The 26,143-nt window shown below is 60.9% G+C and carries 25 protein-coding genes; 13 read left to right on the top strand and 12 right to left on the bottom strand.

Going from position 1 to position 26,143, the window contains the following annotated elements:
- Positions 1–110 precede the first annotated feature (110 nt).
- Together ligA and CFBP4996_RS08745 are read left to right on the top strand one after the other, a co-directional pair.
- The gene (gene ligA / locus CFBP4996_RS08750; RefSeq protein ID WP_080851410.1) at positions 111–2,285 is read left to right on the top strand and encodes an NAD-dependent DNA ligase LigA; all 2,175 of its coding nucleotides are present in this window, start codon (positions 111–113) and stop codon (positions 2,283–2,285) included.
- A 64-nt stretch (positions 2,286–2,349) separates the two neighbouring features.
- Positions 2,350–3,246 carry an aminoglycoside phosphotransferase family protein gene (locus CFBP4996_RS08745; RefSeq protein WP_080851413.1) on the top strand — a complete coding sequence of 299 codons (897 nt, stop codon included), beginning with the start codon at positions 2,350–2,352 and terminating at the stop codon, positions 3,244–3,246.
- A gap of 4 nt (positions 3,247–3,250) precedes the next feature.
- Here CFBP4996_RS08745 and CFBP4996_RS08740 read toward each other — a convergent pair whose 3' ends face one another.
- Both CFBP4996_RS08740 and CFBP4996_RS08735 read right to left on the bottom strand, forming a co-directional pair.
- Positions 3,251–3,787 carry a GNAT family N-acetyltransferase gene (locus CFBP4996_RS08740; RefSeq protein ID WP_080851415.1) on the bottom strand — a complete coding sequence of 179 codons (537 nt, stop codon included), beginning with the start codon at positions 3,785–3,787 and terminating at the stop codon, positions 3,251–3,253.
- Between the two features lie 292 nt (positions 3,788–4,079).
- A complete protein-coding gene (locus tag CFBP4996_RS08735) occupies positions 4,080–5,006 on the bottom strand; it encodes a DMT family transporter (RefSeq protein WP_162935843.1) in 927 nt (308 codons plus the stop codon).
- 197 nt (positions 5,007–5,203) lie between these two features.
- Between CFBP4996_RS08735 and gcvA the strand changes: the two genes are divergently transcribed.
- The 3 genes from gcvA to CFBP4996_RS08720 are packed head-to-tail and all read left to right on the top strand — an operon-like array spanning position 5,204 to position 7,296.
- A complete protein-coding gene (gene gcvA / locus CFBP4996_RS08730; RefSeq protein ID WP_080851418.1) occupies positions 5,204–6,106 on the top strand; it encodes a transcriptional regulator GcvA in 903 nt (300 codons plus the stop codon).
- A 43-nt stretch (positions 6,107–6,149) separates the two neighbouring features.
- A complete protein-coding gene (locus CFBP4996_RS08725) occupies positions 6,150–6,758 on the top strand; it encodes a 3'-5' exonuclease (RefSeq protein WP_035220530.1) in 609 nt (202 codons plus the stop codon).
- 46 nt (positions 6,759–6,804) lie between these two features.
- Positions 6,805–7,296: a CreA family protein gene (locus CFBP4996_RS08720; RefSeq protein WP_020810267.1), complete on the top strand. Its 492-nt coding sequence runs from the start codon at positions 6,805–6,807 to the stop codon at positions 7,294–7,296.
- 234 nt (positions 7,297–7,530) lie between these two features.
- Here CFBP4996_RS08720 and CFBP4996_RS08715 read toward each other — a convergent pair whose 3' ends face one another.
- On the bottom strand, positions 7,531–7,998 hold the full coding sequence (locus tag CFBP4996_RS08715) for a chemotaxis protein CheW (protein WP_003522339.1): 468 nt from the start codon (positions 7,996–7,998) through the stop codon (positions 7,531–7,533).
- 87 nt (positions 7,999–8,085) lie between these two features.
- Here CFBP4996_RS08715 and CFBP4996_RS08710 point away from each other — a divergent pair, with 87 nt between their 5' ends.
- The 3 genes from CFBP4996_RS08710 to CFBP4996_RS08700 all read left to right on the top strand — a co-directional run bounded on the left by CFBP4996_RS08710 (position 8,086) and on the right by CFBP4996_RS08700 (position 10,096).
- Positions 8,086–8,382 (top strand): hypothetical protein, encoded by a 297-nt coding sequence (locus tag CFBP4996_RS08710; RefSeq protein ID WP_233283541.1) that lies wholly within the window; start codon positions 8,086–8,088, stop codon positions 8,380–8,382.
- Positions 8,383–8,523: 141 nt separating this feature from the next.
- A complete protein-coding gene (gene sco / locus CFBP4996_RS08705; RefSeq protein WP_003522341.1) occupies positions 8,524–9,123 on the top strand; it encodes a cytochrome oxidase assembly protein Sco in 600 nt (199 codons plus the stop codon).
- A gap of 94 nt (positions 9,124–9,217) precedes the next feature.
- Positions 9,218–10,096 carry a 50S ribosomal protein L11 methyltransferase gene (locus tag CFBP4996_RS08700; protein WP_080853126.1) on the top strand — a complete coding sequence of 293 codons (879 nt, stop codon included), beginning with the start codon at positions 9,218–9,220 and terminating at the stop codon, positions 10,094–10,096.
- A 145-nt stretch (positions 10,097–10,241) separates the two neighbouring features.
- Here CFBP4996_RS08700 and CFBP4996_RS08695 read toward each other — a convergent pair whose 3' ends face one another.
- On the bottom strand, positions 10,242–10,415 hold the full coding sequence (locus CFBP4996_RS08695; protein WP_003522343.1) for a hypothetical protein: 174 nt from the start codon (positions 10,413–10,415) through the stop codon (positions 10,242–10,244).
- Between the two features lie 293 nt (positions 10,416–10,708).
- On the opposite strand from CFBP4996_RS08695, the gene CFBP4996_RS08690 reads away from it, so the two are divergent.
- Positions 10,709–12,550: an aminopeptidase P family protein gene (locus CFBP4996_RS08690; RefSeq protein WP_080851422.1), complete on the top strand. Its 1,842-nt coding sequence runs from the start codon at positions 10,709–10,711 to the stop codon at positions 12,548–12,550.
- Here CFBP4996_RS08690 and CFBP4996_RS08685 read toward each other — a convergent pair.
- Together CFBP4996_RS08685 and CFBP4996_RS08680 are read right to left on the bottom strand one after the other, a co-directional pair.
- The gene (locus CFBP4996_RS08685) at positions 12,547–12,861 is read right to left on the bottom strand and encodes an AzlD family protein (RefSeq protein WP_020812065.1); all 315 of its coding nucleotides are present in this window, start codon (positions 12,859–12,861) and stop codon (positions 12,547–12,549) included. The two genes, CFBP4996_RS08690 and CFBP4996_RS08685, sit on opposite strands and share 4 nt — an antisense overlap.
- Positions 12,858–13,577 (bottom strand): AzlC family ABC transporter permease, encoded by a 720-nt coding sequence (locus CFBP4996_RS08680; RefSeq protein WP_080816508.1) that lies wholly within the window; start codon positions 13,575–13,577, stop codon positions 12,858–12,860. Before CFBP4996_RS08680 ends, CFBP4996_RS08685 begins: the two co-directional genes overlap by 4 nt.
- Positions 13,578–13,760: 183 nt before the next feature.
- On the opposite strand from CFBP4996_RS08680, the gene CFBP4996_RS08675 reads away from it, so the two are divergent.
- A complete protein-coding gene (locus CFBP4996_RS08675) occupies positions 13,761–13,997 on the top strand; it encodes a DUF2164 domain-containing protein (RefSeq protein ID WP_003522348.1) in 237 nt (78 codons plus the stop codon).
- Between the two features lies 1 nt (position 13,998).
- Here CFBP4996_RS08675 and pncA read toward each other — a convergent pair whose 3' ends face one another.
- The gene (gene pncA, locus CFBP4996_RS08670; RefSeq protein ID WP_080851424.1) at positions 13,999–14,625 is read right to left on the bottom strand and encodes a bifunctional nicotinamidase/pyrazinamidase; all 627 of its coding nucleotides are present in this window, start codon (positions 14,623–14,625) and stop codon (positions 13,999–14,001) included.
- 460 nt (positions 14,626–15,085) lie between these two features.
- On the opposite strand from pncA, the gene CFBP4996_RS08665 reads away from it, so the two are divergent.
- Positions 15,086–16,372, top strand: coding sequence for a DUF2778 domain-containing protein (locus CFBP4996_RS08665; protein ID WP_080851426.1), 1,287 nt, complete (start codon positions 15,086–15,088; stop codon positions 16,370–16,372).
- 53 nt (positions 16,373–16,425) lie between these two features.
- On the opposite strand, the gene CFBP4996_RS08660 is transcribed toward CFBP4996_RS08665, so the two are convergent.
- From CFBP4996_RS08660 to CFBP4996_RS08640, 5 genes are all read right to left on the bottom strand, one after another.
- Positions 16,426–16,851 (bottom strand): DMT family transporter, encoded by a 426-nt coding sequence (locus CFBP4996_RS08660; RefSeq protein WP_020812062.1) that lies wholly within the window; start codon positions 16,849–16,851, stop codon positions 16,426–16,428.
- A complete protein-coding gene (locus CFBP4996_RS08655; RefSeq protein ID WP_059756695.1) occupies positions 16,848–17,330 on the bottom strand; it encodes a DMT family transporter in 483 nt (160 codons plus the stop codon). The genes CFBP4996_RS08660 and CFBP4996_RS08655 overlap by 4 nt, the downstream gene beginning before the upstream one ends.
- 272 nt (positions 17,331–17,602) lie before the next feature.
- Positions 17,603–18,415, bottom strand: a complete 813-nt coding sequence (locus CFBP4996_RS08650; RefSeq protein WP_080851428.1) for a glycosyltransferase family 25 protein — start codon at positions 18,413–18,415, stop codon at positions 17,603–17,605.
- A 102-nt stretch (positions 18,416–18,517) separates the two neighbouring features.
- Positions 18,518–20,992 (bottom strand): ATP-dependent helicase, encoded by a 2,475-nt coding sequence (locus CFBP4996_RS08645; RefSeq protein ID WP_080853128.1) that lies wholly within the window; start codon positions 20,990–20,992, stop codon positions 18,518–18,520.
- Positions 20,993–21,093: 101 nt separating this feature from the next.
- The gene (locus CFBP4996_RS08640; RefSeq protein WP_065655832.1) at positions 21,094–21,504 is read right to left on the bottom strand and encodes a carboxymuconolactone decarboxylase family protein; all 411 of its coding nucleotides are present in this window, start codon (positions 21,502–21,504) and stop codon (positions 21,094–21,096) included.
- A gap of 238 nt (positions 21,505–21,742) precedes the next feature.
- Here CFBP4996_RS08640 and CFBP4996_RS08635 point away from each other — a divergent pair, with 238 nt between their 5' ends.
- Together CFBP4996_RS08635 and CFBP4996_RS08630 are read left to right on the top strand one after the other, a co-directional pair.
- Entirely contained in the window at positions 21,743–22,909 is a 1,167-nt protein-coding gene (locus CFBP4996_RS08635) for an efflux RND transporter periplasmic adaptor subunit (protein WP_020812056.1), read from the top strand.
- The gene (locus tag CFBP4996_RS08630) at positions 22,906–26,058 is read left to right on the top strand and encodes an efflux RND transporter permease subunit (RefSeq protein ID WP_080851430.1); all 3,153 of its coding nucleotides are present in this window, start codon (positions 22,906–22,908) and stop codon (positions 26,056–26,058) included. The genes CFBP4996_RS08635 and CFBP4996_RS08630 overlap by 4 nt, the downstream gene beginning before the upstream one ends.
- Positions 26,059–26,143: the final 85 nt, after the last annotated feature.

Below are 26,143 nucleotides of genomic sequence, written 5' to 3'. Positions count from 1 at the left end.
TGCCCGCTGCGTTGGGCGAGCGGATTCGGCTTGTGAGTCCAGTGGCAAAACTGTTTTTAATGTTTGTTATTTCGGCTAAAAGCGTTCGGTAATTCCGAAAAGAGGCCGTCATGTCGAAAGACCAGAAATCCGTCGAAAACCTCACCGAGCTTGAAGCCTCTTCCGAGCTTGCGTTTCTGGCGGCCGAGCTTGCGCGCCATGATGCGCTTTACCATGGCAAGGATGCGCCGGAGATTTCGGATGCGGACTATGACGCGCTGAAGCGTCGCAACGATGCGATCGAAGCGGCTTTCCCGGCGCTGGTGCGGGCCGACAGCCCGTCGAGAAAAGTCGGCTTCGCGCCGCTTCCGACCTTTGCGCCCATCGTGCATGCGCGGCCGATGCTGTCGCTCGACAACACGTTTTCGGAAGAGGATCTGCGGGATTTCGTCAGTTCCGTCTATCGCTTCCTCGGGCATCTGCCGGACGATTCCATCGCCTTCACCGCCGAGCCGAAGATCGACGGGCTTTCCATGTCGATCCGCTATGAGAACCGCAGGCTGAAGACGGCGGCGACGCGTGGAGACGGCACGACGGGCGAGAATGTCACCGCCAATATCAGGACCATCAAGGAAATCCCGGACGAGCTGCCCGCCGATGCGCCCGATGTGGTGGAGGTGCGCGGCGAGGTCTATATGGCCAAGAGCGACTTTCTGGCGCTCAATGCCCAGATGGAGGCCGAAGGCAAGCAGACCTATGTGAACCCGCGCAACACGGCATCCGGTTCCCTGCGCCAGCTCGACGCTAATGTGACGGCGAAACGCAAGCTGCGGTTCTTCGCCTATGCGTTGGGCGAGGTTTCGAATAGCGGCCAGCCGGCGCGGATTGCCGATACGCAATATGGCATCGTGGAGAAATTCCGGGAGTGGGGATTTCCGGTCAATCCGCTGATGAAGCGATTCACCTCCGCCGAGCAATTGCTTGAGCATTATAATGAAATAGGCGTCGCACGGCCCGATCTCGATTATGATATCGATGGCGTGGTCTATAAGGTCGACCGGCTCGATCTTCAGGAGCGGCTTGGTTTCCGCTCGCGCAGCCCGCGCTGGGCCACCGCCCATAAATTTCCGGCCGAGCAGGCCTTTACCACCGTTGAGAATATCGAAATCCAGGTGGGCCGCACCGGTGCCCTGACGCCGGTGGCGCGTCTCACCCCGATCACTGTTGGCGGTGTCGTCGTCACCAATGCGACGCTGCACAATGCCGATTATATCGAAGGCATCGGCAATAGCGGCGAGCGTATCCGCCCGGAGGACCACGATATCCGCATCGGCGATACGGTGATCGTGCAGCGCGCCGGCGATGTCATTCCGCAAGTGCTGGACGTGCTTCTGGAAAAGCGCCCGACCGAGGCGGTGAAATATGCATTCCCGGAAAAATGTCCGGTCTGCGGCAGCCATGCGGTGCGGGAGCGTAATGAGAAGACCGGTAAGCTCGATTCGGTCACGCGCTGCACGGGCGGGTTCGTTTGCCGCGCGCAGGCGGTTGAACATCTCAAACATTTCGTCTCGCGCAATGCTTTCGATATCGAAGGGCTTGGCACCAAGCAGATAGACTTCTTCTTCGAAAGCGACGATCCGGCGCTCTCGATCAAGACTGCGCCTGAGATTTTCACCCTGAAGGCGCGGCAGGAAGCCTCGCATCTGACCAAGCTTGAGAATATCGACGGCTTCGGCAAGGTCAGCGTCAGAAAGCTGTTCGACGCCATCGATGCCCGCCGTGAAATCGATCTGCACCGCCTGATCTTCGCGCTCGGCATCCGCCATGTGGGTGAGACCACGGCGAAGCTTCTGGCGCGCTCCTATGGCACTTACGACCATTTCGAAGAGAGCATGAAGGCGGCAGCCGATCCGGCGAGCGATGCCTGGGCCGAACTCAACAGCATCGACGGCATCGGCGAGGTGGTGGCCCGCGCCATCATCGAATTCTACAAGGAGCCGCGCAATCTCGATGTCATCGACCGACTGATACGGGAGCTTCGCCCGAAGGAAGCCGAAAAGCCCTCGACCGATGGCAGTCCGGTGGCGGGCAAGACGGTGGTGTTTACCGGCTCGCTGGAGAAATTTACCCGTGACGAGGCGAAGGCGCGCGCCGAAAGCCTCGGCGCGAAAGTGGCCGGCTCGGTTTCCAAAAAGACCGATATTCTGGTGGCAGGGCCGGGGGCGGGTTCCAAGCTTGCCAAGGCGACGGAACTGGGTGTGCAGACTATGGACGAGGACGAGTGGCTGGCCCTGATCGGCGGCTGATACACCGTCATGGCAATGTTGTTCTCTGCCGCTAGAGCTTTGCACCGGACACGGAGAGCACAGCATGGATGACCGCATTGTCGTCAGCACAGAGCAGGTCCGGGCGCTGGTTGACAGCCAGTTTCCGCAATGGGCGGCGTTAAATATCCGGCCGGTGGAACTGAGCGGGTGGGACAATCGCAGCTTCCGTCTTGGCGATGAGATGCTGATTCGCATGCCAAGTGCCGCCCGGTATGTTGCGCAGGTGGAGAAGGAGCATCGGTGGTTGCCGGCGCTTGCGCCGCTCCTGCCTTTTCCGATTCCTGCGCCATTGGCGCTCGGGCAGCCGGGAGAGGGCTATCCGTTCCGCTGGTCCGTCTATCGCTGGCTTGAGGGCGAACCGCTCGCCCGGTATCTGGATCGCGTTGATCTCTCAACCATCGCCATCGATGTCGCCGCGTTTTTAAGGGCATTGCACGGGGTGGATGCTGCGGATGGCCCACCCGCAGGCGCACATAACTTCCATCGCGGTGGCTCGCTTTCGGTCTATGACGGGGAGGCGAAGGCTTCGGCGGCGCGGCTTGCGGATGAGGTGGATCAGGCGCTGGCCATGGAAATATGGCAGCTTGCACTTTCGAGCCACTGGCGGAAGCAGGGGGTGTGGGTGCATGGAGACATTGCCGAGGGCAATCTGCTGGTGAAGGACGGCCGGCTTTCAGCCGTCATCGATTTCGGCAGTTCCGGCGTCGGCGATCCGTCTTCCGATCTCATCCTCGCGTGGAATGTGCTCGATGCGGAAAGCCGCGCCGTTTTTCGCCGGGCGCTGGAGCTGGATGAGGGGACATGGCAGCGCGGGCGCGGCTGGGCGCTGTGGAAGGCATTGATCGTGCTGGATGCGGAGCGTGGACGTAACGACAAAATGGCCGAATGGTCGCGCCGGACCATTCGGGAAGTGTTTGCGGATCACTCCGCAGCCGTCTGAACCGCTATCGCAGACGCGCCATGCAATAGGCATCGATATACTCGCCGTCGCGGAAGGCGAAGGATTTGAGGTGTCCCTCGACCTCGAAGCCGAATTTGCGATAAAGCGCCAGCGCCGGTTCATTGTCCGTGAAAACGGTCAGTTCGATCCGTTTCAGGTCCAGCCAGCGATCGGCTATGGCGAGGATTTCGCCGATCATGGCGCTGCCGATCCCGCGTCCCTTATAGGCGTCATGGACTCCCATGCCGATGCTGCCCGCATGCGCCCGGCGGTTGCTGTGGCGCGTCAGGCCGATATCGCCAACGATCTTGCCGTCGAGGATGGCGATCAGCGCAAAGCTGTTGGCCGGCTGGGTTTCGATCCCCTTGCGAATATCTTCCGGAGTGTGATGCGGCCAGCGCAGCGTCCCGTAGCGATATCCGGCCATATTGTGCAGTGCTGTTATCCCCGGCGCATCTGCCGGCGTGCGTGCGCGAATGCACAGGCCTTCGGGCCAGTGCGCGTCGGGGTCGAGTGGCGGGGAAATATCGAAATCCGGCATGTCTGCTCTCCTTCGTTTTTCAGCCGAGGCAGAGCGGAAACACCGCACCCTGCCAATATGCGGCAGGGTGGTGGACGGATTGACCGACTGACTAACGCGCCGATACCGCCACACGCCCTGCGGGGCGAATGGTTGCGGTGAGGTGCATATGGATAGCAAAACCGATCATGGCGGGCATAAGGCCAGAGGCGTCGCTCAGCGTCAAGACGGCAAGGCTACGTTCAGTCCCGGAAATTTCAGGACGAGGAACGTGGGGCCACCTTTTGTCGGAGCGGCCTCAGCTCTCCTGCCGTCACTGCGGCCTCGCGCGGGGCTGACGCCATCTGGAAAGCAGCCTGCCGTCGATCGCCGCAAGACCGGCGGCGATCATTGCCATGCCGGCGAAGTGCTTCATCTCCAGCTGCTCGCCGAGAAGCAGCGAACCGAGCAGGATGGCGCTGACGGGAATGAGGAAGGTGACGAGGGCGAGGTTGGTGGCGCCGGCGCTGGCGAGGATGCGGAAGAAGATCAGATAGGCGAGCGCTGTCGACAAGAGGGCGATGCCGATAAGTGCGCCCCAGGTGCCGAGGCCCGGCATGGCGAGCGTCCATGGTTTATCGATGAGAAGGGCGGCCGGGATGAGCATCAATGTCGAAGACGAAATCTGGCCGGTGGCGGTCATCAGCGGCGGCACGCCCATGGCCTTGAAACGGCGGCCGAATATGCCCGCGAAGGAATAGGAGATGGCCGCGCCGAGAATGGCGATCTGGCCCCAGAGACCGGATGAGCCGGTGAAGGCGGCCGGGCCGATCATGGTCGCCACGCCGGCAAAGCCGATCAACACGCCGGTGAGCTTGTTGCCGGTCATCTTCTCGTCGGCGGTCAGAAAATGGGCGACGATGACGGTGAAGAGAGGCGTGGTGGCATTGAGGATTGAGGCTAGTCCGCTGGCAATATGGGTCTGACCCCAGACGATCAGGCAGAAGGGGATGATGTTGTTGAGCAGACCCATGCCGAAAAAGGCGCGCCACACCGCCCATTCACGCGGCAGGCGAAGGCCCATGATGCGGCAGACGATCAGAAGCGCGATTGCCGCTAGGCTGACGCGCAGGGTGACGATGGTGACGGGGGGAAGTTCCTTGACGGCGACACCGATGAAAAAGAACGATCCGCCCCAGAGAAGCGAAAGCGCGACAAGCATCGCCCATTCGCCGGCATCCATCTGTTTCTGTATCGCCATCGTCATCTCCCAAAGCATGAGCATCGACATGATCGCAGGCGGGCTCGCCGCCATCCACCCGATATCGGTTGAGTTTTGCTCAAGCTAGAGATGGGTGGTTTTCACTGCGTTTCAGGTCTTGTTGCGTCTATTTACTCCCTGTTTTATGATGCTTTCAAACGATTGTTTCTCGTTCGATAATTGAGATCAGCTAAACCATGGCAGCCGAACTTCCTTCTCTGAAAGGGTTGCAGGCCTTTGAGGCCGCAGCGCGGTATCGCAGCGTCACGCTTGCTTCCAATGAGTTGAATGTCACGCCCGGTGCCGTCAGCCTGCAAATCCGGGAACTGGAGGCGCGTCTTGGTGTGCAATTGTTTTTCCGCAAGCCGCGCAGCATCCAGTTGACGCGCGAAGGGGAGCGCTATTACGGCGCGCTTCGCACCGCCTTCCGGATGATGCGGGAGGCGACGGCGGAACTGACGGCGCGCTCCGAGATTACGGTTCTGACGCTGAGCTGCACGCCGACTTTCGCCGTGCAATGGCTGATGCCGCGATTGCCTGCCTTCCAGCAGCAACATCCGCAGGTGGATGTCCGCATCAGCGTGACGAACCGGCTGGTGGATTTTTCGAGGGACGATGTCGATCTGGCGGTACGGCACGGGTTCGGTCGTTATGAAGGGCTGGAGAGCATCCGCTTCATCGATGACGGCACTCTGCCGGTTTGCTCGCCGCAACTTCTGGAGAAATATGGGCCGCTTCAGGAGGCGGGGGACCTGAAATCCATTCCGCTTCTGCACGATGAAAACCGCAATGAATGGCGGCGCTGGCTGGAGGCGGCGGGAGCATCGGACGTGGATGCCTCCGGCGGCACCGTCTTCATCGACAGCAACGGCGCGCTGGATGCGGCCAAGGCCGGGCACGGCATTGCGCTGACCCGGCGTTCGCTGGTCTCCCGCGAGCTTGCGGAAGGCGCGTTGATAGCGCCCTTCGGCAAGGACATGGCCAGTACGCTCGCCTATTTCCTCGTCTATCCGCGGCGTATGCTGGACAATCCCGATCTGGTGACGCTCATCGACTGGATGCTTTCGGAAGCGGGTTCTGCCGAGGCCGGTTCTCTTTGAGGTCAATCCGGTTTATGCCGGAATGAAACAACGGGAATCACTCTTGAAAACCATCGCCATCGATTTCGAGACCGCCAATGAGGAACGGGGCAGCGCCTGCTCCGTCGGACTTGCGTGGATAGAGGGCGGCGAGATCGTTCGCGTCGAGGAACGGCTGATCCGGCCGAAGGACATGCGGTTTTCGCCCTTCAACATCGCGGTGCATGGCATCCGCCCGGCCGATGTCGAAGATGCGCCGGAATTTCCGGAGGTGATGGAGGAGTTCATCGACGACTTCCACGGCGCCACCATGATCGCCCATAATGCCGCCTTCGATTTCAGCGTCATGCGGGCGTCTTTCGATAAATACCGGCAGTCCTATCCCGATCTTTCCTATCTGTGCAGCGTCAAGATCGCCCGGCATGTCTGGCCCAATCTGGCGTCGCACAAGCTGAATGTCATCGCTCATCACCTGCAGCTGCGTTTCGTGCATCACAATGCCGCCGAAGATGCCGTCGTCTGCGCGGCCGCTTCGATTGCAGCGGCCAAAGCCTTGCGCGTCGCCCATATCCGCGAGCTGCCGGAAAAGATCGGCATGGTCGCGGGGCGTCTCACCTCCACCGGTTACCAGCCCTGCAGCATGAAAAAACGCGCCGTCTCCCGGGTTGCGTAACCGTTCCGCGCACTTATGTTTGAAGCAGCGTAACGGAGAAGATGCGATGACGATGAAAACTCTGTCGGGTTTGTTTGCGGGCTTTCTGGCATTGCTTCCGGTGACAGCGGCGCATTCGCAGGTGGTCGGCGAGGTCGGCGTCGACTGGATCGGCAATGACATCGTCATCGAGGCGATCGCCGATCCGAAGATCAAGGGCGTGACCTGCCATGTGACCTATTTCGAGCGCGGCGTCATCGACCGGCTGAAAAACGGCAACTGGTTCGAAGACCCTTCCAACAACGCCATTTCCTGCAGCCAGACGGGGCCGGTGGAGATCGGCGATATCGATCTGTCGAAGGGCGGGGAAGAGGTGTTCCGGCAGGGCATGTCGCTGGTCTGGAAGAAGCTCGTCGTCAGCCGCGTCTATGACAGGGCGAACGATACGCTGATCTATCTGGTGCATGCGCGGGAGCTGACCGACGGTTCGGCCAAGATGGCGATTTCCACGGTGCCGCTCTATAACCAGCAGGTCACATGGCAAAAGGGCAAGCCGTGAGATTTTGTCCGACCCTGTCCGTCATGCCGGACTTGATCCGGCATCCAGCCACGGCGCGTCTGCGCCGTGAAAGAGTCTTTCGCGATCAAAGACTTGATCGCGCTGGACCCCGGATCAGGTCCGGGGTGACGGAGTACTTCTGAAACGGGACTGCCAGACTATGCAACCCGCGCCGCTTCGACGGCGCTGGCGCTAGGCGCTCCAAATCCTATCAAGAGGCAGGAGCCGGCTTAATCAGGCCGCTTCGCGTGCCAGCTCGTCCGCAATCACTGTGTCGAGGTTGAGGAAGCAGACCATGCTCTTTTCCAGCGCCACGATGCCGCGGCAGAAGCTGCGCTGCTCTTCCGGAATGATATCGGGCGCGGGCTGCAGGTCTTCGGAGCGGATGGTCATCATGTCGGAGACCTGTTCCACCAGGAGGCCGACCAGTTTGCCGCCGATATCGGTGACGATGATGGCGGAGCGTTCGGAGGGCTCGGTCATCTTCATGCCGAGGCGGCCGGCCATGTCGATAACGGGGATGACGGCGCCGCGCAGGTTGATGAGGCCGAGAACATAAGGCGGGGTGTGTGGCATCGGGGTAACCGGCGCCCAGCCGCGGATTTCGCGGATCGCCATGATGTCGATGCAGAATTCCTGATCGCCCAGATGGAAGGAAACGATTTCGAGATATGCGCCGGATTGCTTGATGGCGTTGGACATGACGGCAGGTTTCCTCTGATGGCTCTCTAACAGGCCCGCGCAGGATTGAGCTTTATGCGGTGGCCGGAGAATGGACCGGGAGACATCATGTCGAGGCTTAAAAACCGCTATGGTCATAATGCACAGCAAGATTTTAAACTTTCCCTAACAATTGCTGCTGCCCCGCCGGCAAAACCCAGTATTTTGGCGGTTTTCGCGCTCACGCAAACAGGTTATGATGGGCATATGAACACGCTCGTTTCCCATCCGCTGAAGTTTATTCTGGCTAGTCTTGCCGCTGTGGCCTTGCTTGCCATCGTGCTTCTTGCCTTTGACGGCTGGGTGCGGCACGGCACGGATATTTTCCTGTCCACGGTACAGAGCGGCATCGCCTGGTGCCTGTGACGCGTTTTCCGGCTGCGGATTTGTGACAAATCAGCGCGGTTCCCGCAAATACGCCCAGTTGATTTGCCGTCCCCGTCGCCTTTCGTTATCTGTCTGCCAGGGCCTGCGATATGCCGCCGGCTTTCGGGGTAGGATTGGACAATGAGAAATATTCGCATCGTATTGTGGGCCGTCGTGCTCGTTCTCGCCGGCGTTGTCAGCTGGTTGACGATCGAAATGACGAAGACGCGTAATGAAATGGTGGAGACGGCCTATGGCGTGCCCTTCCAACTCACGGCGCAAAACGGCCAGCCGATCACCGAAAAGGCGTTTCAGGGCAAGCCGACAGCGCTGTTCTTCGGTTTCACCCATTGCCCGGAAGTTTGCCCGACAACCCTTTTCGAGCTGAACGGCTGGATGGAGAAGGTGGACCCGGCCGGCGACAAGCTGCAGGCCTATTTCGTCTCCGTCGATCCCGAGCGCGATACGCCTGAAATCATGCAGCAATATGTCTCGAACGTCTCGAAGCGCATCACCGGCATCACCGGTCCGGCGGACAAGATCGCCGAGACGCTGAAGGGTTACCGCATCTATGCCAAGAAGGTGCCGGTGGATGAGAAGGATCCGAATGGCGATTACACCATGGATCACACGGCGTCCGTCATTCTGCTCGACGCCAATGGCCGTTTTTCCGGCACCATTGCTTATGGCGAAAACCCCGAAGTCGCCGAGCAGAAGCTCCAGAATCTTCTGAAGGGCTGATAGAGGCGGCATAATTGCGCCGGGCTTATTGGACTGGCCGAGGTTTTGTGGCAAAGGCAAGAACAATAACCTCATCCAGAGAAAGCAGCCCGCCGTGAGCGAAATCCGACTTTACGTCACCACGACCGAAATCCAGGCGGGTGAAATCCTCGATCTCATGTCGGACTATTTCGGCGAGGAGGATGTCGCGATTGCCACGACCGAGGTGGATGAGAAGCGCGATATCTGGGAAGCCTCGGTCTATCTGATGGCCGAGCAGGAGGAAGAGTTCCGCGAGCGTGTCAGCGCCCTGCTTGCTCCCGCCTTTCCCGATCTCGTCATCGAGAAGGAGACCGTTCCGGATGTCGACTGGATCGCCAAGTCGCTCGAGGGGCTGAAGCCGGTCAGGGCAGGGCGTTTCATCGTGCATGGCGCCCATGATCGCGACAAGGTACGGGCGAACGATCTGGCAATCGAAATCGAGGCGGGACAGGCTTTCGGCACCGGCCATCACGGCACGACGGCCGGCTGCCTTGAGATGATCGAGGAGGTTCTGCGGGCGCGGACCGTGCGCAATGCGCTCGATCTCGGCACCGGTAGCGGCGTTCTGGCGATTGCCGTGCGCAAGATGCGTCCCATTCCCGTGCTGGCGACGGATATCGACCCTATCGCCGTCAAGGTGGCGAAGGAGAATGTGCGGCTGAACGGCATCGTCTCCGGGATGGCGCTGGAGACCGCGCCGGGCTTCCACTCGGATGCCTTCCGCAAGCACGGCCCGTTCGATCTCATCATAGCCAATATTCTGGCCCGGCCGCTCATCAAGATGGCGCCGCAGCTGGTCACGCATCTGGCGCCCGGCGGCACCGTCATCCTGTCCGGCATTCTGGCGTCGCAGCGCTGGAAGGTGCTTTCCGCCTATAATGGCGCCCGGCTTTCCCATGTCCGCACCATCTGGCGCAACGGCTGGGTCACGCTGCATCTGCGCAGGGACTAACCAGCGGCAACATCCCTTTCGGGCAAAAGAAAAGGCGGCGCTTTCGCGCCGCCTGGAAACCCGCGAGCATGGGAGGAGCTTGCTCAAGCGGGTTGACGTATTCCTGTTCGGCGCGGTGGAGGGAGGATCGCCGCGCCGGACGTCATCAGAATACGTAGCTGGACTTTGCCTTGCGACGCAGATCGGCGCGGTTCATGCCGAGCGCTTCGAGCGACTTGTCGTCGAGGTTCAGAAGGGCGGCGTTGACATGGCGGCTGACCTGACGCTCGCGTGCTTCAACGACGCGATCGAAGGCGGTGCGGAGGAAAGATTTTGCCATTGCTTCAAATCCTTGTTTGCCAGGAGAGTGTCTCTCTCGCTGTGTTGATCTCAAGATAAGCGATGTGTTTTTGTTTAGTTAGAGGGGATATCTCAGGGTAGATATGCATTTAATGCATGCCACTTTGCCTTGAGTATTACTTATTTCGCAAAATATGCACAATTTATCGCCGCAATCCGCTCTGTCATATATGGCTTGAAACCGGCTTTGTCCGCGTGGCATTGTCGTTGCGCGCCAATGATTTGACGGCGCAACCTTGCAGCTTTTCTCATGACAGTTCCCGAAAGACGCCCATGTTCCAGACCTTCGAAAACAAATCCGCGCCGCAATTTGGCAAGGCCCGCGTCGAGGCGCTGCGCGCCGGTTTCGATGCCATTGGTATCGACGGTTTTCTGGTGCCGCGCGCCGATGAATATCAGGGGGAATATGTGCCGGAATGCGCCGAGCGCCTGTCCTGGCTGACCGGCTTTACCGGTTCCGCCGGCATTGCGCTGGTGACGCGCACGGAGGCGGTGGTTTTTGTCGATGGCCGTTATACGACGCAGCTCAAGTCGCAGGTCGATCAATCGATCTTCAGCGGCGGCGATCTGGTTGGCGCGCCGCCCTCCGTCTGGCTGGCTGAACATGCTCCACAGGGTTTCCGGCTCGGCATCGATCCATGGCTGCACACCGGCGCGGAGTTGAAGCGGCTGGAAAAGGTGCTTGCCGGCAAGGGCGGTTCGGTCGTTCTCCTGGAAAAGAACCCGCTCGACGCCCTGTGGCAGGATCGCCCCTCCGAGCCGCTGGAGCCCGTCGTTATCCAGCCGGAGGCCTTTACCGGCAGGCTGGCGAAGGAAAAGATCGCCTCGCTGGCGGAGACGGTCTCGGCAAAGGGCGCGGATGCCCTGCTGGTTACCGATCCGTCGTCCATCGCCTGGATTTTCAATGTTCGCGGCAACGACGTGCCGCATACGCCGCATCCGCTCGCCCGCGCCATCATCTATGCCGACGGCAGGGCGGATATTTTTCTCGACAAGCGCAAGACCGGCATCGAGACCGAGGCCTATCTGGCGCAGCTCGCGACACAATTGCCGCCGTCGAAGATCGCTGACCGTCTGCATGCCATCGCCAGCGCCAAGGGCCGCGTCATGGTGGATGCGGATTTGACTCCGGTGGCGCTGACCGGCGCAATCACCGCGGCGGGCGGCTCGCTGATAGAGGAGGCCGATCCTGTCCGCCTGCCGCGTGCGCGCAAGAACAAGGCGGAGCTGGCCGGCTCGGCAGCCGCCCATGTGCAGGATGGCGCGGCCATGGTCGAATACCTCTGCTGGCTGGACCGCCAGCAACCGGGCAGCGTCACCGAAATCGCCGCCGTCAAGGCGCTGGAGGCCGCTCGGGTTAAGGTGGGGCAGGGGCTGCAAAACCCGCTCAAGGACGTGTCTTTCGATACGATTTCAGGCGCCGGCGAACATGCCGCCATCATCCATTACCGCGTCACCACCGATACCGACCGCACACTTGCGGCGGGGGAGATGTTCCTCGTCGATTCCGGCGCGCAATATGTCAACGGCACCACGGATATCACCCGTACCGTCGCAATCGGTGCCGTTCCGGAAGAGCAGAAGCGTTTCTTCACGCTGGTGCTGAAGGGCATGATCGGCATCAGCACCGCACGGTTTCCGAAGGGAACGCGCGGTTGCGATCTCGATCCGCTGGCGCGCATCGCGCTCTGGAAGGCGGGAGCGGATTACGCCCATGGCACTGGCCACGGCGTTGGCTCCTATCTTTCGGTGCATGAGGGGCCGCAGCGCATTTCGCGGCTTTCGACGCAGGAGCTTCTGCCCGGCATGATCCTGTCAAACGAGCCGGGTTATTACCGGCCCGGCGCTTTCGGCATCCGCATCGAGAACCTCATCTATGTATGCGAGGCGGAGGAGGTCGCCGGCGGCGACCAGCCGATGTTCTCCTTCGAAACGCTGACCTGGTGCCCCATCGACCGCAGGCTGGTCGTCGCCGCTCTCCTGACCGATGAAGAACTGGGCTGGCTGAACGCCTATCACGCCGGGGTTCTGGAGAAGCTTTCTCCCTTGATCACCGACGAGGAGGTTAAGGCGTGGCTCGTTGCCGCGACGAAGCCATTGGGGCGGGTCGCTTAAAGCAGCCCGAAATGCCTGATGGCGATGACGATGGCCCAGCCGATGGCGAGCATCGTCAGGCCGGGAAAGCGCAGGCAGACCAGAAGCGCTGCCACCATGCCGATCTTCACCTCGTATCCGCCTTCGAAAAAGGCAGGTGCGACGAGCGTGGTCAAAACCGCCACGGGAACCGCGTTCAGTCCCGCCTCCATGCGCGGCGGGATGGATTTCATCCGCGTCATCAGCACATAACCGCCGATGCGGGTGAGATAGGTGGCGATGGCGGCGAGCGCGATCAGGATCAGCGTATCGGTGTGCAGCATGTCGCTCATGGCGTTTCCACCCCGCTTTCAGAATTCGCCGTGCCATTCGGTTTCGGCGGATAAAGGACCGCGACGAGAATTCCGGCGACGGCGCCGAGGCTGACATGCCACGGCGAGCCGACGATGTGATAGGCAACCGTTGCACCAACCGCGCTTGCCAGCATCACCGGGTAGAAATTCTCCCGCTGGCGGAAGCTCAAGACCATGCCCATGAAATAGATCGGCAGCAGCACATCGAGACCGATGGCTTTGGGATCGCCGACCATATTGCCGAGCGATGCGCCGAGAATGGTCATGGCCAGCCACAGCACATAGACCGGCGCTGCAAAGCCCATGTACCAGGAAAAGCCGACCGTGCCGGTATTTTCGTATTTCCTGACCGATTCGGCGAATTGCGGATCGACCAGTACGAAGAAGCCCGCGGCTTTCTGCAGGAAAGACCAGTTCGAGATCATCCGGGCAATGGCGGCCGAATAGAGGATATGGCGGAAATTGACGGCGAAGACGGATAGAACGATCAGCCAGGGGGCAACCTTCTGGCCGAACAATTCGATACCCACGAGCTGGCTCGCGCCCGCATAGACGGTGCCGCTCATGATCGTGGCTTCGGTGACGCTGAGCCCGTTATCGACTGCGACCGCGCCGAACAGCGCACCGAATGGGGCGGCGGAGAGGGCGATCGGGAAACCGCTCTTCAATCCCTCGCGAAAATCTGCATTGAACATTTCTGGAAACTCCTTGCCCGCCGCTCTATCGCCGTCCCGCCCGGCTGGCAAACGAATTGCATGAATGGATCGATTGATTCCCTTGAAGCTTCCGTTACGGTAACGCCCCATATGGCCGATGCCGGACGGACGGTTTCACCGCCTTCCTCCCGTACCCCTCAACAGTCAGACGATGGAAGATCGATGCTGGAAAAGCAGGAAAAGGCCGCCTTGGCCGCACGTATCCGGGACTATCTTGCCCGGGAGACCGAAGCCGAAATCGGCCATCTGCAGGCGGAAATCTTCGTGGATTTTCTGGCCGAGGAGCTGGGGCACGTTTTTTATAATGAGGGGCTCCGGGATGCACATGCCGCGATCCTGAGACGCCTTGAGGATGCAGCAGGCGATATCGACGTGCTGGAGAAGCCGAAGCCGCGCTAAACTAGTCCCGCAATATGTCGCGGCTTTTGAGAATGGCCGCCCCTTTTTCCCGCATCGTCGAAATCGCGGCCTTGATGCCCTGCGGGTCGATGCCGCGGCTGGCATCTTCGATGAAACGGACATTCACACCGGGCAGCATGTCGAGGGCATCGAGCACTGAAAAACTGACGCAATAATCGGTGGCAAGGCCGCAGACGTCGAGTTGCGTGACACCCTGACGGCTCAGATAATCGGCCAGTCCCGTCGTCGCCCCCTGATCATTGTCGCGAAAGGCGGAATAGCTGTCGACGGCGGGGTTTTCGCCCTTCTGCTGAATATAATCGAAGGCTTCCGTCTTGAGGTCGGGATGGAATTCCGCATCCGGCGTGCCCTGCACGCAATGGTCCGGCCACATCATCTGCGGTTTGCCGGAGAGTTCGCCCATGTCGAAGGGTCTCTTGCCGGGATGCTGGGAGGCGAAGCTGCCGTGATTTTCCGGGTGCCAGTCCTGCGAGGCGACGATGAGATCGTAGCCGCCATTGTCGATCAGGGCATTGGCGATGGGCACGACCCTGTCGCCATCGGCAACGGCCAGATTGCCGCCCGGGCAAAACCCGTTCTGGATATCGATGAGCAGCAGCGCCTTCATGATGTGCCTCCCCTTTTTAGGGCAGGATGCCAAGCCGGCTTTAACGGATCAAGCCCCTTTCGACCTATCCGGCAGGCACGGATGTTTTGGGCAGGGGGGCTTGCCCTGTCGCAGTCCTGCCGCAATTGCAGCAAATTTCCGGCCAAGTCGGAATTTACCTGACAATGCGGCGGCGGAATTTTTTTAGGCCGATGACGACCCTTTGAGGGGTATTTCCCCGGACAATGCAGTGCGGATGCACGCAGTACCCGCGCAAGTCATTGTTTTGCCTTCGCCTTACAATGCGCAGACCTTAACGAATTATTTTTGCAGGGACTCGTAAACACTTTGGTTACCATAATTCGTCATGCTTCGAACCAGTCAGTTCCGAAACCGGCGTGGTGTTTGCCCGCCCTTCGGATGTCCCAAAATCCCTCCGGCGTCGGCCGGGTGTGCGTGAACGGTTCGAGTAACGAGTATCATGGCGTTTTCTGCTGCGGCCTATAATGGCGCCGGTCTTGCCGGTTCGTCTTCCGTCAAGAGAGGCAAATCCTTCGCGTTCGGCCGAATGTCCGCCCTCCTTGGCGGCGGCGCCTTTGCCGGCCTTTTCGCCTTCGCCGCCTTTGCCTCGCTGCACAGCATGGCCGCCGCTTCGCATGGTGTCGGGCAGTTTGAAAAGACGCTGGTGACGCGATTTGCTTCCACGGAGACGGCAATTGCCCACGCGGCTGCGCGGGATATTCACGTGCGCAAGTTTTCCCGCCTGAGCGACCACAGCCATGGCCAGCAGAAGGCGGTTCGCCTCGCTGGCATCATGCCCGAGATCGGTGCAAAGGAATTCGGCGAGCGCTTCGGCGCGGCTGCCAACGCAAAAGGGCCGGCGACCGTGAAGCAGCTTGCCGCGCTCAAGCCGTCGGCGATCGTCGATTCGGCCCTGGGTCGCACCTCCGAGGTTGCCTATCAGAGCGCCGTTCCGCAGCACCCGGCATTTGAAGTGGCGCTGGCGCGGCCGCAGATCGAGGAAGAGGCAAGCAGCCTGCTGCCCGATGATGTGCCGCTGCCGAGCTTCCGTCCCGAGGTGGCGACGGCTCAGACGGTCGAGCCGTCACCGCGTCCCGCGACATCGTCCAAGACCGAGGAACATGTTCCGGCCGTCGCTTCGGCGCCGGCTTTCGATGCGCCGGTTCCCCTTCGCGCCCCTGCGCCGCCGAAGCAGAGCACCGGCGCCATGCTCGCCTTTGCAAAGCCTGACAATCCGATGCGTGAGCCGAGCAAGATGGATGCGGTTCCGTGGCCGGATCGCGGCAATGGCACGGCGATCTACGATATTTCCTCCGGCGTGGTGCACATGCCGAATGGCGAGAAGCTAGAAGCGCATTCCGGCATCGGCAAGATGCGCGACAACCCCGATTACGTGCATGTGAGAATGCGCGGTTCGACGCCGCCTTCCAGCTATCGTCTGACGATGCGCGAGGCGCGGTTCCATGGCGTCGAGGCCATTCGCCTGACGCCGGAAAACGGCGTCAACCCGCATGGTCGCGACGGTCTTCTGGCGCATACCTACATGCTGGCGAAACGCGGCGAATCGAATGGCTGCGTGGTGTTCCGGGATTACCCGCGCTTCCTTGCGGCCTTCAAGCGCGGCGAAGTGAAGCGCATGGTCGTAGTGCCGAAGTTGAACGGCAACCGGCCGACACTTGCGAGCAGCGGCGGTAAAATCGGCGGCAAGACCCTGCTCGGCATGTTTTCGCGCGGCAGCGATTCCTGAGCTTTCCGCATTTTCCTGATGCAAAACCGCTTCGCACGTTTACTGGAAATGTTCTAGCGACCGCGCCGCTGTGTCAGCACCATGCCGGCGAAGATGAGCAGGATGCCGAGTGCGCTTGCCCATAGTTTCGGCGGATGATCGCCGAAAAGATCGAGAACCACGCCTGAAACCATCTGGCCGCTGATGACCAGAAGGGCGGTATTGACCGCACCGATACGCGGAATGAGCCAGCTTCCCGAAGCGATGAAGACGACGCCGATCGGCCCGCCGATAAAGGCAAGCCAGGGCGCATCGGCCGCGCCCGGCGGAATGAGGCCGCCGACGATGAGGCCGATGACCGTCAGCACGGCAAAACCGACAATGTGGTTCCAGAACGATGCGATGAGCGGCGAGTTGGACAGGCTGAGGCGGCCGTTGATCTGGCGGCTCAGCGCCACGAAGACGCCGCCGGTAAAGGCCATGGCGATCCAGACGATCATGCCGTTCTCCCGACAAGGATGATGAGTGCGCTGCCGCAGAGAATGAGCGCCACCGCCGCCATGTCCCGCAGGTCCGGCTTTCTTTTGGGCAGGCCGAAGAGGCCGAAAAGATCCGCCAGGAGGCTGAAGATCACCTGTCCGCCAAGCCCGAGCGCAATGGTGCCGGAAAGCGCCAGCGGCGAATTGACGGCGGTGGAGGTGAGGATGACGATGGCCGCACCCACGACCCCGCCGCAATAGGCCCAGAGCGGCGCTTTCGGTTTTTCTGCCGCGCCCGCGTCTTTCTTCGGACGCATGATGGCGAGATAGATCAGCGCTGCCACCGTGCCGGTGCCATGCGCCGTCCAGGAGGAAAACAGCGCATTGCCGTAATGGGCAAGCTGACCGTTGAAATGCACCATCAATGTCAAAAGGCAGCCGCTGGCGAAGGCGGCGGCAAGATGCAGCGGGTTGAGGCGTGGATGCGTCGTGTCTGTCATGGTGGGCCGGCAAAGCTGAAGATGGAGACGAGCTTTAGCCCATATGTGCCTGAAGCGGAATCGAATTGCGGCGGCTCACGGTTTTAGACGACATTATCCTGTGCGTTGCGGAACAAGCGATGCGGCCACGCATTATTCCACCATGAAGAAAACGACGCGCAAACCATTGAACCGGATGACGATTTTCGTCATTTCTATTTTCATTCTCGCAGCCGTGGTCGCGGCGGTCTATCTCGTCGGCTTCACGCCCGGCGAAGTGTAAGACGGATCGATCAATGACCGGCCTGGGCGGTCTTGCCCTTGCCGCGCTCCATCGCAACGCTCGCCCTGGCGACGGCGAAGCGAATGCCGCGCAGCAGGAACCGGCTGGTTTCCAGATAGGCGCGATAGGGCAGAACGGTGAAATAGCGCCAGCGCGGCAGGCGGTAGATGCGCAGATTGTTTTGGATCTGGCTTTCCCCATCCGCATCCTGCGTGGCGCAGAGCGGGTAGAGGAAGGCCGCCTTCAGCCCCGCGAGATATTCGAGATCGAATGCGATGTCATAAGCGAGCCGCATGGGGATCAGCTTCGATATCCATTTTCCGGCGCGACGGTTGACGAGATAGGCGCCCGACCCTTTTTCCCGCGTGATGGCAATGGCGAGCGAGCGACCGTTGGAAAGCGGGCGGAACGGGAATTTACGGCCATTGCTGACGGTCGTGAGCCGCAGCAAATCCCAGTCGCCGCCATTCAGCACCGCCTCGTCGATGGCGTTGAGAAAATCATCGTCGAAGACCACGTCATCCTCAAGGATGAGCGCGATATCTGCATCGCCCGCCATGAATTTATTGGCGCAGGCGACATGGCTGAGATAGCAGCCGATTTCCGGCGGCGAGGTGCGGCGGCCATGCATGAGCATGTAGGAAATCTCGCTGAATTCCGGGATGGGGTAATTCAGTTCCCTGCCATTGACGCCGGGGACACGCTCCGCCTTGAGCCCCATGGCGTCGAGGCGCGCGGTCATATCCGCGAGGCGTTTGGTGGCGCTGTCCATATTGATCAGGAAAACGGCGAGCCTGCGCTGGCTTTTCGGTAATATATGCAAAGCTGTCCTCGCCAGTTCCACTTCCCCATTGCAACTCCTTTATTGCAACGGCATGACGCGGGCTATGGAAAAAGCAGCCTTCGGGCACTCATGGTTGTCGAATCAGACCTTTTCCACAAATCCGTCCAGCACACGCTTCTGGCCGGCGCGATCGAAGTCGATCGTCAGCTTGTTGCCTTCGATGGCGGAAATGTTGCCATTGCCGAATTTGAGGTGGAAGACGCGGTCGCCGACAAAGAATTTCGATGGCGTGTCGGCAACGGATTTCGCCACCAGTTCGCCGTCGATCGTGCGGGTGCGCGGGCCGCTTTCGCCATAACCGATGCGTTCCACCGCATGGCCGGAGCGGGTGCCCCAATTGTCACGGGTGGCGTCGCTGCGGTTCTGCTGCGCGCGCTTCCAGCCGGGGGTGGAATAGTTGTTGGTGAAAGGATCGGCCTTGTCGAAGCGCGACTGGCCGTAGCCGCCGCGTCCGCCATAACCGCCGTAACTGCTGTCGGATGCCGCGACATCCACATGGGCGGGCGGCAGTTCATCGAGGAAACGCGAGGGCAGGGTGGATTGCCACAGCCCGTGAATGCGCCGGTTCGACACGAACCAGATATGGCAGAGCTTCTTGGCGCGGGTGATGCCAACGTAAGCGAGGCGGCGTTCTTCCTCCAGACCGGAGCGCCCGCCTTCGTCCAGCGCCCTCTGGTGCGGGAACAGGCCTTCTTCCCAGCCGGGCAGGAAGACGGTGTCGAATTCCAGACCTTTGGCGGAGTGCAGCGTCATGATGGAGACGGCATCGAGATTTTCGTTCTGCTCGGCATCCATGACGAGGGCGACGTGCTCGAGGAAGCCGCGCATGCTCTCGAAGGCCTCCATCGAGCGGATGAGTTCCTTCAGGTTCTCAAGTCGTCCGGGCGCTTCGGCCGTCTTGTCGGCCTGCCACATGGCGGTATAGCCGCTTTCGTCGAGAATCTGCTCGGCAAGCGTGGTGTGTTCGGTGTTTTCCAAGAGGCCCTGCCAGCGGCGGAAATCCTGCACCACATCGAACAGCGCCTTGCGCGCCTTCGGTTTCAGCTCGTCGGTCTCGATGATGTCGGCGGCCGCTGCCAGCATCGGAATATCGCGGGCGCGGGCATAGTCGTGCAGATTACGGATCGTCGTATCGCCAAGACCGCGCTTCGGCGTGTTGACGATGCGCTCGAAGGCGAGATCGTCGGCCGGCTGGCACACAAGGCGGAAATAGGCCATGGCGTCGCGGATTTCGAGGCGCTCATAAAAGCGCGGGCCGCCGATGACGCGGTAATTGAGGCCAAGCGTGACGAAACGGTCTTCGAACTCGCGCATCTGGAAGGAGGCGCGAACGAGGATCGCCATGTCGTTCAGATTATGGTTCTTGCGCTGGAGCTGTTCGATTTCCTCGCCGACCGCGCGGGCTTCCTCCTCGGAATCCCAGGCGGCATGCACCACGACCTTTTCGTCATCCGGGCTGCTGCGTTCGGTGAAGAGCGTCTTGCCGAGACGCCCCTCATTATGGGCGATCAGATGGCCGGCCGCGCCGAGAATATGCTCGGTGGAGCGGTAGTTGCGCTCGAGCTTGATGACCTTGGCGCCAGGGAAATCCTTGTCGAAGCGGAGGATATTGTCCACTTCCGCGCCGCGCCAGCCATAGATCGACTGGTCGTCGTCACCGACGCAACAGACATTCTGCGGTTCGCCCTTGGCGCGCTGGGCGAGCAGCCTCAGCCACATATATTGCGCCGTATTGGTGTCCTGATATTCGTCCACCAGAATGTAACGGAACTTCTGGTGATACTCCTTCAGAATATCTGTGTGGCGGCGGAAGATACTGATGGGATGCATCAGAAGGTCGCCGAAATCGCAGGCGTTCAGCGTTTTCAGGCGGTTCTGATAGGCGGTGTAAAGTTCGCGGCCCTTGCCGTTGGCGAAGGCGCGGCTGTCGCCCTCCGGAATATCCGGCGGTGTCAGGCCCTTGTTCTTCCAGCCGTCGATCATGCCGGCGAACTGTTTTGCCGGCCAGCGTTTGTCGTCCAGTCCTTCGGCCTGAATGAGCTGCTTGATCAGCCGCACGACATCATCGGTATCGAGAATGGTGAAGTCCGATTTCAGGCCGACGAGTTCGGCATGGCGGCGCAGGAGTTTGACGCCGATGGAGTGGAAGGTGCCGAGCCAGGGCATGCCCTCGACAGCGCCGCCGACGAGAACGCCGATACGTTCCTTCATCTCGCGGGCAGCCTTGTTGGTAAAGGTCACGGCAAGAATCTGGCTTGGATAGGCGCGGCCGGTGGCGAGAATATGGGCGATGCGGGTCGTCAGAACGCGGGTCTTGCCGGTGCCGGCGCCGGCGAGAACGAGAACGGGTCCGTCCAGCGTTTCCACGGCATCGCGCTGTTCCGGGTTGAGGCCGGAAAGATAGTCGGGCGCAGCACGCGTCTGATCGCGCGCCGCCATGGCGCGGGCGGCAATGCCGAGCCCGCCGCTGCTTTCCGCACCGGCATTGTTCGTTGCCCTGCGCGGTGCGGCGGGTTCCTCATCGAAGAACGGCATATCGTCAAAACTGTTGCTCATGCGGCCCAATGTAGTGATTCGGGATATAAAGGCCAGAACCGTGTTCTGCTTTTATTCCGGTATCAACTGTCAAAACGCCCATTCCAAGGCATTTTTTCGTTTCATGTCTGCCTGTCGGCGTCGAAAGCGGCGTCAACGGGCACTTGCAGCGCCACCGCAAGCTGGTTGGTCTTGGCGGCAAGCGCGATGACGCGCAGCAAATCGGCATGTTGCTCTGTCGTCATGCCTTTCGCTTTGGCGGCTGCCGTGTGGGAATGGGCGCAATAGGAGCAGCCATTGGTGACGGAAACGGCGATATAGAGCATTTCCTTCACCACGGGATCGAGCGCGGAAGGTGTCGCCATCACCGCCTTGACCTCACCCCATGTCTTTTCAAGCAGATCGGCATCGAAGGCGAGGTAGAGCCACATATTGTTGATGAAATCCGATTTACGGGTGGCGCGGATGTCATCGAACACCGCCTTGACGCGAGGATCGGTTTCCGGGTTTTCGGTCTTCGTCACGGTGCTCATCGCTTCCTCCGGTTATGGCGTCTCGGGGGCAGATTAGCCCAATGGCGGATATTTGCGACAGGAATGCACGGATGGATTGCGGATTGACTGCTTCTGGCGGCAATTGCGCCCAAATTACAATTACGTAAGGAACGGATTTGTGCGTTGCCTTGCCTCGGCCAAGCAGGAATACTGCATCTGTCCCGGAACGCACGTTTTCGGGAATGTTTTATGCTGCGCGGATCAACCGGAGAAATATATGCGGGTCTGGAAACAGGTGGGTGTCAGTGTTGCCGTGGTGGGAGCGGGGCTCTGTCTCTGGGGCTTCTATTCGCCCGAAGCCCGCAATGTGCTCGCCAGCATGGGGCTTGGCAAAACGCCTGCCGGGGCGATCGAAGTCGCCGCATCCGGCGGCCCGGCCGCCGGTGCGTCCACAGGGCAGAATGCCGGCGGTGCGCGCCGCAACGGCAACGCCACACTGGTGGTGACGGCTCCGGTGAAGAAGGGCACGGTCAATGACCGGCTGAACGCCATCGGCAATGGCGAGGCGATCCAGTCGGTTGTCGTCATGCCGCAGGCTTCCGGCACGCTTTCCGAAATCCGCACCTCTTCCGGCGCACGTGTCGTGAAAGGCCAGGTGCTGGCGCGGCTCGACGATGAAGAGCAGGTGATCGAGCGCGACAAGGCGCAGGTGGCGCTGCGCAGCGCCGTTGAAAAATCCAATTCCTACAAGAACCTGAAATCCGTCTCCCGCCTCGATGTGCTGGATGCGCAGATCGCCGAAGAAGCCGCCAAGCTTGCGCTGAGCACCGCCGAACTCAATCTCAAGCGCCGCGACATCGTTGCGCCGATAGAGGGTGTGGCGGGTATCGTCGCCGCCAATATCGGCGATAACGTCACCACGCAGTCAACCATCGTCAGCATTGATGACCGTTCGGAAATTCTCGTCAATTTCTGGGCTCCCGAGCGGTTCGCAACTGCGATCAAGGTCGGCATGCCGGTGGAGGCGACGTCCATTTCCCGGCCGGGTGAGACCTTCAAGGGCGAGATCGAGGCCGTCGACAACCGCGTCGATGAGGCGAGCCGCACGATCCGCATCCGGGCGAAGTTCGGCAATGAGAAGGACGAACTGAGGGCCGGCATGTCCTTCGGCGTCACCATGCGTTTTGCCGGGGAAACCTATGCCTCGGTCGATCCGCTGGCTGTGCAGTGGGATGCGGAAGGCTCCTACGTCTGGCGTGTGACCGACAATAAATCGAACAAGGTGCGGGTGCAGATCGTGCAGCGCAATCCCGATGCCGTTCTCGTCAAGGCGGAGCTGGCGGATGGCGAGCCTGTCGTAATCGAGGGCCTTCAGCGTGTCAGGGAAGGCGGCGCGGTCCGCGTCGGCAGCCAGCCGAAGCCCGAGGAGGTTGCCAGCCAATGACGACGCAGCCGCCCTCCTCCGGTCAGGATTCCAAACTCGCCTTTACGGCATTGTTCGTGCGCCGGCCGATTCTGGCGGCGGTTCTCAACACGCTGCTGGTCGTTGCCGGCCTTGCGGCGCTGGTCGGCGTTGAAGTGCGCGAATTGCCTGACGTCGACCGGCCGACGATCAGCGTCAGGACCACCTATGAGGGGGCGGCGCCCGAAACCATCGATCAGGAAGTGACGCAGACCATCGAAGGTGCGGTGGCCCGTGTCAGCGGTGTCAAGTCCATCTCGTCCAACTCGCAGTTCGGCACCAGCCGCGTGACGCTGGAATTCGGCGACGATGTCGACCTGGCGGTTGCCGCCAATGACGTGCGCGACGCCATCGGCCGCGTCACCAACGAGTTGCCTGACGATGCCGACGAGCCGCAGATCATCAAGGCGGATTCCGACAGCCAGCCGATCATGCGCCTTGCCGTCACCTCCTCCACGCTCAGCATGGAAGACCTGACCAAGCTTGTGGATGACGAGATCATCGACCGTCTGGCCGCCGTCGACGGCGTGGCCGATGTGGAGCTTTACGGCGATCAGGAAAAGGTTTTCCGCGTCGATCTCAATCAGGCGGCGCTTGCCAGCCGTGGTCTGACGGTGACCGACGTTTCCAATGCGCTTGCCAGCGCTGCCCTCGATGTGCCGGCGGGATCGCTGAAAAGCACGACGCAGGATATTGTCGTGCGCGCCACGGCCAGCCTGACCAAGCCTGAAGACTTTTCCAACCTTCTCATCAAGAACAATATCCGCCTGCGGGACGTCGCGACCGTCATGCTTGGGGCGGATGACGAATCCACCTCGCTGCGCTCCAATGGCGTGCAGGGCGTCGGTCTCGGTGTCATCCGTCAGGCGCAGTCGAACACGCTCAGTATCTCGACGGGCGTGAAGGCCGCCGTCGATACCATGTCGGCCAATCTGCCCGAAGGTACGCGCATCGTCGTGACCAGTGACGACGCCGTCTTCATCGAAGGCGCGCTTCATGAGGTCGAGCTGGCGCTCGGTCTCTCGGCGATCATCGTCGTCGTCGTGCTCTATCTCTTCCTGCGCGACTGGCGCGCCACCCTCATTCCGGCAATTACCATGCCGGTGGCGCTGATCGGCACCATCGTCGCCATCTATATGGTCGGCTTCTCGGTCAATATTCTGACGCTGCTTGCCATCGTTCTGGCGACCGGTCTGGTGGTCGATGACGCCATCGTGGTGCTGGAAAATATCGTGCGCCGCCGGGCGGAAGGCATGGGGCCGCGCGCCGCCGCCGTTCTCGGCACGCAGGAAGTCTTCTTCGCGGTCATTGCGACGACGGCGACGCTTGCCGCCGTGTTCATTCCGCTCTCCTTCCTGCCGGGCCAGCTTGGCGGCCTGTTCCGTGAATTCGGCTTCGTGTTGGCCTTCGCGGTGGGCTTGTCCTCCATCGTGGCGCTGACGCTCTGCCCGATGCTCGCCTCGCGTATGCTGAAGGAGGGGCTGAAGGAGCCGACGGGACCGCTTGCCTGGTTCGGCAATGTCTTTGCCTCCACCTACAAAACGACGCTTTCCGCCTGCCTCAACAATCCGCTTATCGTCATCGTCGTGGCGCTGATCTTTTCCGGCCTGTCATGGATCGCCTTCGGCATGATCCAGAACGAGTTGACACCGCGCGAGGACCGCGCCTCGATCATGATGCGGGTCACCGCGCCGCAGGGCGTCAGCCTCGACTATACCCGCGACCAATTGCAGCGGATCGAGGAAAACCTGCAGCCGCTGCGCGACAGCGGTGAAATCCGCAATATCTACTCCATCACCGGCATGAACGGCTCGTCCAATACCGGTTTCATGGTGCTGACGCTTGCGCCCTGGGCCGATCGTGAGAGGACGCAGAACCAGATTGCCGCCGATGTCACTTCCGCCGCCAACAGGGTGCCGGCGCTGCGCGGCAATGCAATGCAGCCGAACAGCCTCAGAATTCGCGGTGCCGGCAACGGCCTGCAGATGGCGATGGTTGGCAGCAACTATGCGGCGCTGACCGAGGCGACGCAGAAATTGCTGCTTTCCATGGAGGAAAGCGGCCTGTTCGACACGCCGCGTTTCGACAATGAACCCAATCAGGCGCAAATCTCCGTCTCCATCGACCGCGAGCGTGCATCGGATCTCGGCATCGACATCACCGGCCTGTCGCGCGCCATGCAGTCACTGCTGGAAGGTCGCTCGATTGTCGACGTCTTCGTGGATGGCGATGCGATTCCCGTGCGGCTTTTGTCTTCCACCCGGCCGATCAACGATCCGACCGATCTGGAAAACGTCTTCCTGAAAACCGGCGACGGCAAGATCGTGCCGATGTCGGTCATCGCCACGCTGAAGGAAAATGCGGTTGCGCCGCAGCTCAACCGCGAGCAGCAGCTTCCCTCCGTCGGCTTTACCGCCAACCTCAAGGATGGCGTTTCGCTGGGCGAGGCGCTGCAAAAGGTGAATGAGCTCTCGCAATCCGTCATGCCGCCCGGCGCCCGTCTGCTGCCGCTGGGCGAGGCTGCGACGCTGGAGGAAAATTCGAGCGGCATGTTGCTGACCTTCGGTTTCGCCATCGCCATCATCTTCCTCGTGCTGGCCGCGCAGTTCGAAAGCGTGCTGAGTTCGGTCATCATCATGACGACGGTGCCGCTCGGCCTTGCCTGCGCGGTCATCGCGCTGCTGGTCACCGGCTCGAGCCTCAACGTCTATAGCCAGATCGGGCTCGTACTCCTCGTCGGGGTGATGGCCAAGAACGGTATTCTCATCGTCGAATTCGCCAATCATCTGCGCGATCAGGGCGCAACCGTGCGCGAGGCCATCGAAAAGGCCACCAGCATCCGCCTGCGCCCTGTCATGATGACGATGATTGCGACCATTCTCGGCGGCGTGCCGCTGGTGCTGGCGCAGGGGGCCGGCGCGGAAGCGCGCATCGCGCTCGGCTGGGTCATCGTCGGCGGCCTCGGTTTTGCGACGCTGGTGACGCTTTACATCACGCCGGTCTCCTACCTGCTGATTGCCCGCTTCGCCAAACCGCAGGCGGATGAGGAAATCCGCCTTCACCGCGAGCTTGAACTTGCCGCCCGCCGCAAGGCGCTGGAAGAGGACAAGCCGTTGCTGGCGGCGGAGTGAAAAACGGTTGCCGCCAAACAGTGTTTGGCGCAATCGCGATGCTGGACAAAGCGTTAACCTTATCCCATACCACCTGACGGAATTT

This window comes from Agrobacterium leguminum (genome assembly GCF_005144435.2).
GTDB classification, from domain to species: domain Bacteria; phylum Pseudomonadota; class Alphaproteobacteria; order Rhizobiales; family Rhizobiaceae; genus Agrobacterium; species Agrobacterium leguminum.
The sequence above is the reverse complement of the archived record's forward strand: the minus strand, read 5'-3'. Positions and strand labels throughout refer to the sequence as shown.